Origin of the sequence: Collinsella aerofaciens (genome assembly GCF_040920445.1) — a bacterium.
GTDB lineage: Bacteria > Actinomycetota > Coriobacteriia > Coriobacteriales > Coriobacteriaceae > Collinsella > Collinsella aerofaciens_BH.
In genome coordinates this window covers 1-10,938 of sequence record NZ_JBCOTQ010000063.1, presented here as the reverse complement: position 1 = coordinate 10,938, position 10,938 = coordinate 1, and the positions used below count along the sequence as shown (strand labels likewise).

The 10,938-nt window shown below is 55.4% G+C and carries 12 protein-coding genes; 2 read left to right on the top strand and 10 right to left on the bottom strand.

Annotation, left to right across the window (positions count from 1 at the left end; translation table 11 throughout):
* The first annotated feature begins 259 nt into the window (after positions 1–259).
* Positions 260–826 carry a Crp/Fnr family transcriptional regulator gene (locus tag AB5405_RS08835; RefSeq protein ID WP_117803470.1) on the top strand — a complete coding sequence of 189 codons (567 nt, stop codon included), beginning with the start codon at positions 260–262 and terminating at the stop codon, positions 824–826.
* 10 nt (positions 827–836) lie between these two features.
* On the opposite strand, the gene AB5405_RS08830 is transcribed toward AB5405_RS08835, so the two are convergent.
* The 8 genes from AB5405_RS08830 to AB5405_RS08795 form a co-directional block, all read right to left on the bottom strand.
* Positions 837–1,355, bottom strand: a complete 519-nt coding sequence (locus AB5405_RS08830) for a double zinc ribbon domain-containing protein (RefSeq protein ID WP_368138227.1) — start codon at positions 1,353–1,355, stop codon at positions 837–839.
* Positions 1,356–1,551: 196 nt separating this feature from the next.
* The gene (locus tag AB5405_RS08825; RefSeq protein WP_368138226.1) at positions 1,552–2,208 is read right to left on the bottom strand and encodes a hypothetical protein; all 657 of its coding nucleotides are present in this window, start codon (positions 2,206–2,208) and stop codon (positions 1,552–1,554) included.
* 417 nt (positions 2,209–2,625) lie between these two features.
* Positions 2,626–2,952 (bottom strand): hypothetical protein, encoded by a 327-nt coding sequence (locus tag AB5405_RS08820; protein ID WP_118098315.1) that lies wholly within the window; start codon positions 2,950–2,952, stop codon positions 2,626–2,628.
* Between the two features lie 13 nt (positions 2,953–2,965).
* Positions 2,966–3,301: a zinc ribbon domain-containing protein gene (locus AB5405_RS08815; RefSeq protein WP_349114839.1), complete on the bottom strand. Its 336-nt coding sequence runs from the start codon at positions 3,299–3,301 to the stop codon at positions 2,966–2,968.
* A gap of 383 nt (positions 3,302–3,684) precedes the next feature.
* Entirely contained in the window at positions 3,685–4,071 is a 387-nt protein-coding gene (locus AB5405_RS08810) for a hypothetical protein (protein ID WP_117803467.1), read from the bottom strand.
* Positions 4,072–4,359: 288 nt separating this feature from the next.
* Positions 4,360–5,058, bottom strand: coding sequence for a phosphoribosylglycinamide formyltransferase (gene purN, locus AB5405_RS08805; RefSeq protein WP_368138225.1), 699 nt, complete (start codon positions 5,056–5,058; stop codon positions 4,360–4,362).
* Entirely contained in the window at positions 5,048–6,151 is a 1,104-nt protein-coding gene (gene purM / locus AB5405_RS08800) for a phosphoribosylformylglycinamidine cyclo-ligase (RefSeq protein WP_368138224.1), read from the bottom strand. Before purM ends, purN begins: the two co-directional genes overlap by 11 nt.
* Positions 6,152–6,308: 157 nt before the next feature.
* A complete protein-coding gene (locus AB5405_RS08795) occupies positions 6,309–7,979 on the bottom strand; it encodes an amidophosphoribosyltransferase (protein WP_368138223.1) in 1,671 nt (556 codons plus the stop codon).
* Between the two features lie 294 nt (positions 7,980–8,273).
* On the opposite strand from AB5405_RS08795, the gene AB5405_RS08790 reads away from it, so the two are divergent.
* Positions 8,274–9,503: a putative ABC transporter permease gene (locus tag AB5405_RS08790; RefSeq protein WP_117848443.1), complete on the top strand. Its 1,230-nt coding sequence runs from the start codon at positions 8,274–8,276 to the stop codon at positions 9,501–9,503.
* 90 nt (positions 9,504–9,593) lie between these two features.
* Here AB5405_RS08790 and AB5405_RS08785 read toward each other — a convergent pair whose 3' ends face one another.
* Complete coding sequence (locus tag AB5405_RS08785; RefSeq protein ID WP_368138222.1) at positions 9,594–10,043, bottom strand: molybdenum cofactor biosynthesis protein MoaE; 450 nt, start codon at positions 10,041–10,043, stop codon at positions 9,594–9,596.
* A 3-nt stretch (positions 10,044–10,046) separates the two neighbouring features.
* The coding region (locus tag AB5405_RS08780) for a class B sortase (RefSeq protein WP_368138221.1) at positions 10,047–10,938 on the bottom strand (892 nt) is incomplete at its 5' end.

The window sequence follows — 10,938 nt, the reverse complement described above, 5'->3', positions numbered from 1 at the left end:
TGTTGGCTAAAATGGGTCGGCCGGGATTGGTCAATCTCGGCCGACTATATTTGGCTAAAATAATCCGACGCTAACAGCGGCACAGCAACGAAAAACACAGCTGGCAAACAGTGGCGCAGCGGCACTCCATTTTTATGTATTTCTGAAATTTCCGAAAAAGCCAGAATCTCATTAGCATTTGATAATGCCCCCCCCCCCGATGGCGTATCTTATTCTTGGTTAGCATTTGTTAACGATATGTGCCCGTTGGAGCGATTCCGTGTCCCTGGATCCGAATTTTTTCTGTCAGTACGCCCCGTGCGACAACCAAAACCTATTAGCCGAGCTAGTGGCAATGGCTTCAATCCAGCAATTTCAAAAAAGAGAAATTATCCTTGAAATGGGTACCCAACAAAAATGGTTTTACCTTTTAAAACAGGGGGTAGCCTGTTCGTATTCTCTACAAAGCGATGGTTCGGAAATCACTGACTGCATAATGGCGGAGCCGGGCATGCCTGTAATGCCTAGCCCCGAGTTTGACATTCCATCCCCGACTTATATTGAAGCTTTAACAGACTGCACGCTCGTTCTTCTCAAGATAAGCGATGTTCAAAATAAAGCCCAATATAATCCAGGACTTGCAACTCTCATTAACCGATATCTATCAAGGGCTTGGCACGATCATTATAAAACCGAATCCGCCCTTAGGCTGTTGCCGGCTCGTGACCGCTACAAATGGTTTCTCGAGGAGTATCCGGGGGTTATCGACAGGGTCCCCCATTCGCGCATCTCATCATTTTTGGGCATGTCACCAATTACGCTTTCACGCGTAAGGGCAAACATATAGCAACGAGAAACTATTTCCTTTTACGTTTAATCTCAACGGTTATTGCTGAGCCGCATTCAGGACAAAAGTTGATCTCTCTACTGTATGCAATCCTACACTTCTTGCAATAACGCCATATGTCGCCCATATCAATAGGACTAGCGCAATTTGTACAGAATTGAGCATCTATCTCATTTTTTGTACCGCAGCATTGGCATTCGATCTCATCGCAACAATTGGGACGTTTTTTCATTGGAGGGACCGGACAAGGATGACGTCTAGGCACCAAATCTTCAATTTGGGCATAGCAGAGGCGCTGGCTCTCTTTGATGTTTATCAGCATGCCGATTCGATGCTCAATACTCGACCGTATTTCATCTTCGCCCTCGCTTTTAACGATATCGTCGCATAACGCATCCACTAGAACCTGATAGTCATCTTCAAGTCTTCGCGCTTCTTCTTCAAGATCATAGATCAACTCAATGCGCGGCGTGGATCGTTCACCCGCATCAAGATGGAATGGCTCATGGTCAACTGGCAGCAGTGGCATATTATCCTCCTCTTAGCTTGCTGGCTAACTATCGCAATCAATCACTAACCAGCCATTATCGCCGAAAGGCGATGGCGTTCTGGTCCCCCACATGCAGCACCTCGGCAGATATAACAAGTCTCTGCGCCACAGCGACATCATCTGCCTTGTGTCGCGTATTAAGGTCTTTCATTTCATCCGCGTAATCTCGACACAGCTACTTGCGGCCTCCGTTACGAATTTCCCAGTATTTAATGTCGTCCAACGTTTCTTGGATCCGATCCATCTTGGCATCACGCAATAAATTATCAATCTCGTCACTGCAATCAGATCTTGTGCTTCTGCTCGATATTGACTGCGTCGTTCCTGAATCGGAGAACAGCTCGCTAAAGAACTCGCCCGGAGCTGCAACGATCGCCAAGAATCCCATTGACCAGAACAAGACACAAATCAGCCTTACAAACCAGCCATATCCGTTTTCAAAGGCAAATTGACCGCCAAAAATAACCGCTCCGCAAAATGACGCAATGGGCATAAGCAGGTCTCCAATGAAATGCCCTGGACCGAACATAACGTAGCAAATATAAACTGAATAAGAGGGATTGACGAAAACCATAATCGAGACTGCGCTCATAGCCGCCAACACCAATAGGGGACTCTTCCAGCACAGCGAACAAGTCAATACCACAAGCCCAAGATATACAAGCACTATCCAAAATGCGATGGTTGAGGTTTTGGGAGATTCCGCCCATTCGCCCCAAAAGCCCGACACAGCATACTGCGCCGCCGCCCCATTGGATGAAACGACCGAAGCAATGTATACAACCATTGCTCCAAATATAAAAATTGCTATTAAATCGATTGCTTTTCTCATTTTACCCCTATCCGCAAATATCGCTTTTTTCTAGCGTCCTATAGTCTTTTGGCCGCTATTGGCTACTTTGTTTAGATTTCGGCCTCCAGCAGACATGGAAAAAGCCATACCCTAACGGCGCTCACGACAAAGACCGCTTGCCCACATCAAGTCAAAATGAATCACGGTCAACCGAAGACAGTGACATACCCATATCCTTCGCTTGGCCTCTAGCATCGATCACTTGTCACTTAACCTAAGTCTTTCCAGAAGCCAATGGCAACCGGATAACGTTGGCTTGAAGCTCGCTGACAAGATTAACGAAATCACCGGGTGTCCAAATTAAATCGGGCACCCGGCTACCAGTATCCTTATATTTTTACGGCCCAGCCATGCATTTCAGTCATCAATAAACACCGTATCGCTATCTAATGCAGCCTAGACTATGCTCCTAATTGCACCCTCCGCTTGGGACAGGAGCCCTTTCATCTTTTTCTTTTGCATCCACCCGTTAACGCCCGTCAAATCGGATTCACCCAAGAGAGCATCGCCCATCCATCCCTCAAGCACAATTTCCCTTTCGCCAAAAGCAATCGTAAAATTGCGCTGCAGCATCAGTACGCCGTCGCCCTTCGACCAACAAGGTTCACCCTTAATTAGTTTCTGTTGAAAACCGGCGCCTTCAATGATGCTCTTCCAGATCTCTAAGACTCTTGGCGTATCAATTTGACCGTGCGCGCAAATCGTTACTGTTGTCCTCGGCATCTCAAGCCCCTTCTTATTGACCCAACTCTTGACCACAGTTCGGACAGTGCTTTGCATCTCCTATGATTCGAGTTTGGCAATAAGGACATACTTTGCCTTTGTTCCGTGTCGAATCAATATCAACAACATTCTTGGATGTATAGCGCACGCTTATAAATAGAAGCGCGCCAACAATCAGTAAAACAAATCCGATTCCAATAATTGCCAAAACCGAAAGCTCCATGCTGGTAAGAGGAGCTTTAAATGTATAACGATGAGATAGCATCGCTTTTGTTATAAGCCCGTAGACCAGCGCAAAAAGCCCCAAGCCAAGTGACAGCAATGCAACGGTTTCTTTTTTTGGTTTCATTAGATCCACCCTCCAGTCAGGCAACCAACCCGTCAAATCTCGCAATCGACATGACTCCCACCGTTCAAATTTCTAGAAAACATGGTGGCTTTAATGCCATAGCCCTCGTTTGGGCTCGAAATCAAACACGAAATTATTTAGGCAAACTTTATTATCCACACTGGAAACAAACAGGCATTAGCATTTGATAACGCCCCTGCGGCATCTGAGCAACAACCGCACTAGTAGCAAACGGCTCAATCTGAGCAAAAAGAGGATGCGGACTGGTGAACAATTTATACTTTGATGTGTGCCGGGCTCGTGACAATGATGTTTGTCACGAGCCCGGCATGGTATTCATCTATGGCATTCCCCATCTTCACACGGTCGGCGTGTCTTAGCTCTCATTCTCTCGTGTACGTTTCGTTGTTGATAACAAGCTCATCCCCATTGAGAAAATAGAGCCTATCATCCGCCTCTTCAGCTTCCTCTTTGCTGCTGGCTTTCTTCCAATGTTGAGAGCTGATATTTCCTTGACTGCTACTTAGAACCAATGTCTCGTCTTCTTGAATCGTATAGCGATCGCAGCTTTCCAGCCACGCACCGTTATAGGTAAAAGGAACCGAACAATCACCATTCTCATCAAATTGGAGAATTTCGTCTCCGTCGTCGTTTGCCCAAGTTCCAACAATCGACTTCTCACCACATCCAACTAGACCAATCAGCGGGACAGAAGCCGCGGCAACGGCCATTTTAATTGCTGTTCGTCTCGAAAATAATTGTGCACCCATCTTTGCTCCCAACAGACAGCACCCGTACAAAAGATAATTTGATTATCCCCATAAGATTATTTAGCGCATTATCATTTGATTATGGTCCGACGTATCCCGAGCATAAAGAAGAGCAAATGGCTCTATTAGGCTAAATTAATCTCTTGCCGGATCGCGTCTCTTGGCGAAGCAATTGGACTATGAACATCAAGCTGTGGCAATCGTTTTCCTCAAACAACGCAGATCGCAATGCATAAAAATGGCGGTTAAGCGTACCTCCGACGCTTAACCGCCAACACAAACCAACGACTAGCGCGTCGGGTCAACTGCCACCTTGCCGCTCTCCAGCACGTGGACGCGACCGTCGGCGAGCATCTGCACGACCTCGGGATACAGCACGTGCTCAATCGCGTGGATGTGCTCCTCGAGCGTATCGACGTCCCAGCCCTCCTCAACAGCCAGCGCGCGCTGGGCGATGATGGGGCCGTTGTCGTAGATCTCGTTGGCAAAATGCACGGTCACGCCAGTTACCTTGACGCCGCGCGCAAAGGCATCGTCGATCGCATGCGCGCCGGTAAAGCTCGGCAGCAGCGCGGGATGCAGATTGACCACGCGATTGGGGAATGCCGCCAGCAGCGGCGTGTGCACCATGCGCATGTAGCCGGCCATGACCACATACTCGCAACCGCGCTCGAGCAGCTCGTGCGCAATGATCTCGTCGGCGGCGATGGGGTCGGCATAGACATCCTTGGACAGCGTGAGCGTCTGGATGCCCGCGCGCTCAGCGCGCTGCAAACCCTTAGCCGAAGGACGGCTCGACACCACAAGCTCAATCGAAGCGTTGAGCTTGCCGGCGGCGATCAGGTCGATCAGCGCCTGCAGGTTGGTACCCGAACCGCTGATGAGCACACCGATCTTGAGCGGCTCGGCCGTATCGGTGCCGGTCGGACGGGTGTAGGGCACAAAGCCCAGGCTCGCGGCAGCAGTCATCTGCTCGTTAGCGCTCATCGGAGTACACGACCTTACCGGAACCCTCGACGCACTCGCCCACGCGGAACGGCTTCTCGCCCAGCGCGACCAGAGCCTCGGTCACCGCGGCCTCGTCCTCGGGGGCGACGATCAGGCACAGGCCAACGCCCATGTTGAAGGTCTTGCATGCCTCATTGGGCGCGAGCTCGGCCTGGCGCGAGACGTAGGTGATGACGGGCGGAACGTCCCAACCCATCTCGGCGCCGTTACGGGTGACCACGGCGTCAACGTCGTCGGCAAGCGCGCGGTTGAGGTTCTCGGTGATGCCGCCGCCGGTGATGTGGGCGATGGCGTGCACCGGAGCGCCACCGCGCAGCAGCTCCAGAATCGGCTTGACATAGATGCGCGTGGGGGCCAACAGGGCGTCTGCCAGCGAAGCACCGCCGAGCTCCTCGAGCGGACGGCTCAGCTCCTCCGCCTTAGCGGCGGCCTCGGGCGTGCCCGGCTTAATGCCGTCGACGCCGATGACCTTGCGCACGAGCGAGTAGCCGTTGGAGTGCACGCCGGTGGAAGGCAGGCCCAGGATCACATCGCCCGGGCGGACGTTTGCGGGGTCGAGCATCTTGGGACGGTCGACGACGCCCACGGTAAAGCCGGCAAGGTCGTAGTCGGCCGGAGCCATGACGCCGGGGTGCTCGGCCATCTCACCGCCCACGAGCGCGCAGCCCGCGAGCTTACAGCCATCGGCCACGCCCTTGATGATCTTTGCCATGTGCCCGGCCTCGATGTGACCGATGGCAACATAGTCCAGGAAGAACAGCGGCTCGGCGCCCGAAGCCAAAATGTCGTTGACGCACATAGCGACCAGGTCCTGGCCCACCGTCTCGTGACGGTCCATGATCTGGGCAAGCACGAGCTTGGTGCCCACGCCGTCGGTACCGCTAATCAGAATCGGGTCTTCCATATCCTTAAGCGCGGCGGCCGAGAATAAGCCACCAAAGCCACCGATACCGCCGATGACCTCGGGACGGTTGGTGTCCTTAACCATCTGCTTAATAGCGTCAACGGCGCGGCCGCCCTCGGCGGTATCGACGCCGGCATCCTTATACGTCACATGCTTGCTGTCGCTCATCTGAGCCTTCCTCTCCCACTACCGTGGCGCCGCGCGGGCGCCAAACGGTGCTCATAGTTGCGTTCATTTCGGCGCGCGCCATAACAACGCGCGCCGTCATATCAACAAAACAGCAGGTAAAACCTACCAAAATAAACCTGTCCCTACATGGCAGGTTTTAGGCCTCGCCGTGTTCCTCTTCCCAGCTGCGATCGTCGTATTTCTCGACCACGGCGTCGTCATCAATGTGCAGCGGCTTGTCCAGGTTGCGGGGCTTAAAGCCCTCCATGAACTTGTCGCGGCCAAAGCTCTCGGGAATCGCCACGGGGTAGCGGCCGGTAAAGCACGCATCGCAGTAACCGCCCTTGGGCATGACCTTAAGCAGGCCCTCGACCGAAAGGAAGGCCAGCGAATCGGCGCCGATATACTCGCAAATCTCGTCGACCGTCTTGTTGGCGCTGATAAGCTGCGACTGCACGTCGGTATCGATACCGTAGAAGCACGGCCAGATGACCTCGGGCGAGTTGATGCGGATATGAATCTCCTTGGCGCCGGCGTTGCGCAGCATCTTGACGAGCTGCACCATGGTGGTGCCGCGCACGATGGAGTCGTCGATGACGACCAGGCGCTTGCCCTCGATGTTGTCACGCAGCGGGTTGAGCTTCATACGCACGCCCATGGCGCGCAGCTCCTGCGTGGGCTCGATAAACGTACGGCCCACGTAGCGGTTCTTGATAAGACCCTCGCCAAAGGGAATACCGCTCTCGTGCGAATACCCCTCCGCGGGCGGCAGGCCGGAGTCGGGCACGCCGATGACCAGATCGGCCTCGACGGGCTCCTCGTGTGCCAGCTGGCGACCCATGTCGTAACGGCAGGCATAGACGCTCTTGCCGTTCATGATGGAGTCGGGGCGGGCAAAGTAGACCTGCTCAAAGATGCAGTTTGCGGGCTCTTCGGCTGCAGGCACGCCCTGCTCGGATACCAGACCCTCGGCGCTGATGCGCAAGATCTCGCCGGGACGGACGTCACGGACGTACTCGGCACCCACGATGTCGAGTGCGCAGGTCTCGGAAGCAACGACCCAGCCGCCGGCGCGCGTGACACGGACGGCGGAGTCGACCGTCGCGGCGCCGTCCTGCGACGGCAGCTGCGAAACGGATGCGGCATCGGCCTGGTCCAGGCCCTCGTCCACCAGCTTGCCCAGCACGAGCGGGCGAATGCCGTGCGGATCTCGGAATGCGTAGAGTGCCTGCTCGTTGATGAGCGTCATGGCGTAGCCGCCGCGCACGAGCTCCATGGTCTTGCGAATGCCCTCGCGCAGATGGCCTGTACGCTGAGTAAAGTAGCCGATAAGCTTAGTCGCGACCTCGGAATCCGAATTGGAGAGGAACGGCACGCCCAGCTCGATCAGCTGGCGGCGCAGCTCGTCGGTGTTAACCAGAGTGCCGTTGTGAGCAAGCGCGATAATGACGCTGTTGATGGTAGAAAGATGCGGCTGCGAGGCTTCCCAGCTCTTGGCACCGGCAGTGCCATAGCGCACGTGGCCCACGGCCAGCTGGCCGGAGAGCGTCGACAGGTCGGCGTTGGAGAACACGCGATCGAGCAGTCCCAGGTCTTTGCGAACCATAACCGTGCCGCCATCACCCACGGCGATTCCCGCCGATTCCTGGCCGCGATGCTGCAGCGCGCGCAGACCAAAGTACGTCAGTCGAGCCACATCGCGATCGGGTGCCCACACACCAAAAATGCCGCATTCCTCATGCAGCTGGTCGGAGTCCGGATCATACGTCGACATGGTCTTCACCTGTCCCGCGGCACGCTCGGCCGCGCGGATGGTTTCTTGAGACATGGCATCCCCTCAGAGCCTCGTTATTTGGCGTTACCTGCCCTATTATACGCACGGCAAGACAAGCACTCCCGCGCATGAACAGCGCTTTTTAAAAGCCCACCGAGCTTATAATCCGTTTTGCAGCCAAACATTTTATTGGGCAGGCGCCTCGGGGCCGACGATCCCGCATACTTCCGTTGCGACGCGTCTTGCCCGCCGTTGGGGCTTGCATTGTTGCAATTGGGACGTTCGTCCTGTCTTTTGGCAGGTCGGCGGCGTATCCTTGTACCTACAGCAAAACGAGAAAGGTTATGTATGGATCGAAACGAACTCGACCCCAGCGTCCCCAGCGCCACGGAGGTCAAGAAGATCCCCCTCATCATTAAGGTATACGCCGTCCTGTGCATCCTGTCCGGCGTGGGCACGCTCCCGTCGGTCGGCGCCTTTATGTGGCAGGTCATCACCGCGCTCATCAACGGCAACGCCGCCGCCAAGCTCGGCGATAACACGCTCGTCGCGGTCGGACTGATTGTCGCCGGCATCATGCTCTCGGCTGCCAGTGCCGTCATCTTGATCATCTTTGGCCTTGACCTCATCAAGAACCAGCGCCGCAATGCCGCCCGTCTGTCCTATATCCTTATCGCGTTTACCGTCGTCGAGCTTTTGGTTGACGTGATGCTCCAGGGCATCGGGCCCTTCTTGCTGCGCCCTGCCATCCAGCTCGGCATCCTCGTCGCACTTTCGGCCACCGTCGACCCCACGCTGCGCCAGGAGCGCGAGCTGCAGCGCCGCCTGCAGGAGATGCTCGACCGCGACGCCGCCGCCGAGGGCATGCTCGGGCGCGATGAAACCGGCGAGGGCTACATCAAGCTCAACTACTTCAACCTGTTCTGGGTATTCTTTGTCTGCTGCGTGCTCGGCCTGGTCCTGGAGGATATCTGGCATATGACCGTCAACGATCCGGGTGTCTACCAGGACCGCGCCGGTATGCTGTTTGGCCCCTTCAGCCCCATCTACGGCTTTGGTGCCGTGCTCATGACCATGGTGCTCAACCGCTTCTATAAAAAGAACCCCATCATCATTTTCCTGGTGAGCGCCCTGCTCGGCGCCAGCTTTGAGGTGTTCGTGGGCTGGTTTATGCAGACCGCGTTTGGCGTGGTCTCGTGGAGCTACTCGCACATAACGCTGTTCGGTATGCCCGACCCGCTCGTGGTCCTCACGGGCGGACGCACCTGCACGGGCTTCGCCTGTCTGTGGGGCCTGGGTGGCCTCATCTGGATCAAGCTGCTGCTGCCGAGGCTGCTCAAGCTCATCAACATGATTCCGTGGAAGAGCCGCTACTCGGCTACCGTCATCTTCACCATCATTATGCTGGTCGATGGCGTTATGACGCTGCAGTCGCTCGATTATTGGTATCAGCGCGTCAACGGCACGGAACCGGATATTCCCGTTGCGCAGTTCTACGGCAAGTACTTCGATAATGACTTTATGGAAAACCGCTTCCAGAGCATGACCATGAGCCCCAAGGATGCGACGCGCGTGTAGCGCCCACCGCGCCCAAAACGCAAAATGCCCGCCGGTATCACACGTACCGGCGGGCATTTTTATAAACGAGCCTTCTATCGACGCAAGCCTCTACGCCTCGCGCTCGACCTCACTCACGCATTCATTCTTGATGGTGCCAACGAGCGCCTGCAGCGCATCGACCACGTGCGGGCGAATGTCCCCGCCGATGAGCACGAGCATGATGTCGTCACCTACGGCAAGCTCGCCGCTTGCCAGCCACACGCGCACATAGCCGATACCCGGCATCGCGCGCGTCGCCTCGATGGCGGCCTGTACCTTGCTGGCGTCGTAGCCGAACACCATGCTGCCCACCTTGTGGCCCGGCGCCACGCCATCGGTCTCGACACCGCGCGCCTCGGCCTTGGGCGTCGCGCGCACCACACCGTTATGTGTCAGATACATACCGCACGCAGGTGCCGACGAATCGGCCTTGGCCTCGCGCAGCCAAGCATCAATCGAAGGCATCGTTTTGCCATTCTCGAGCATCATTTCCCCTTTCACCGTCATTGAGTAGCCCATTATCTATTCCTCGACCGGCGTGAGCACCATGACGGCACGCGTGTTGCTCAGCGATAACGAACGACAGGTCACAAGCGTTACAACCTTGGTTGCCGAAGCGGCACGATCGGTGGCATCGCTCGCCACGGCAGAGGCACCGTCGAGCATCTCGGACAGGTAGTTCTTGAGCCCGTCGTCGCCCTCAAAATTGGGAGTGCGCGCCTTGGCATACGTGTCCTCGACAACTTTGGTCGCCAGTGGTCGCAGTTTATACGTAGCATCCCGTGTGATGTAGTACACATATTCAATGCTATCGAACGTTGCCTGGTCAGTCGTATCCGAAATCACGTTGAACATCGACCCATCGTTCATATGGTGGCCGTAGATCGTGGTCTGCTGGTCAACCATTCCCGGCGCGGTGTCATCGCTATCCAGGAAAATGGCCCCAGATGCATTGGCCGTACCGTCGAACAGCGTGTTGAGGTATTTGGAGTTGTTGTTGGTCTGCACCACGGGATAGTTGATGTTGGTTCCCGGCACATAAATCCAACCCACAATCTCGGGGTTTGTCTGGGCAAGTGCATCGAAGTCGATAATCGGCACGCCGCTGGCGTCCTTATCGCTTACATATTGCTTCTCGATTTTCTGGTACGAATCGCTTGCCTGCTTATAGCCAATCTGAGCATTGATAAAGATGGCAGCGGCGGCAACAATCAGGCCGATGCCGATGATGATGAGCAGAATGGGAATAATGGAGCGGCGCTTTTTGCGCGGCGGCTCGGTGTAATCCGACGGCGCGGCATGCGATGAAGACCGGGGCGGCTTCTTAGCGGTGCTATAAGATGAAGGTCGATATGCGGCCGGCGCGTCCTGCCGACGATGCGTCGCCGGTGTCACGGGGCGCGGCGCGCGCGGC

Coding starts and splice junctions, on each gene's coding strand:
- AB5405_RS08830 (WP_368138227.1), bottom strand. CDS start 1,355: ATGCCACTGCTGCCAGTTGACCATGAGCCATTCCATCTTGATGCGGGT.
- AB5405_RS08825 (WP_368138226.1), bottom strand. CDS start 2,208: ATGAGAAAAGCAATCGATTTAATAGCAATTTTTATATTTGGAGCAATG.
- AB5405_RS08820 (WP_118098315.1), bottom strand. CDS start 2,952: ATGCCGAGGACAACAGTAACGATTTGCGCGCACGGTCAAATTGATACG.
- AB5405_RS08815 (WP_349114839.1), bottom strand. CDS start 3,301: ATGAAACCAAAAAAAGAAACCGTTGCATTGCTGTCACTTGGCTTGGGG.
- AB5405_RS08810 (WP_117803467.1), bottom strand. CDS start 4,071: ATGGGTGCACAATTATTTTCGAGACGAACAGCAATTAAAATGGCCGTT.
- purN (WP_368138225.1), bottom strand. CDS start 5,058: ATGAGCGCTAACGAGCAGATGACTGCTGCCGCGAGCCTGGGCTTTGTG.
- purM (WP_368138224.1), bottom strand. CDS start 6,151: ATGAGCGACAGCAAGCATGTGACGTATAAGGATGCCGGCGTCGATACC.
- AB5405_RS08795 (WP_368138223.1), bottom strand. CDS start 7,979: ATGTCTCAAGAAACCATCCGCGCGGCCGAGCGTGCCGCGGGACAGGTG.
- AB5405_RS08790 (WP_117848443.1), top strand. CDS start 8,274: ATGGATCGAAACGAACTCGACCCCAGCGTCCCCAGCGCCACGGAGGTC.
- AB5405_RS08785 (WP_368138222.1), bottom strand. CDS start 10,043: ATGGGCTACTCAATGACGGTGAAAGGGGAAATGATGCTCGAGAATGGC.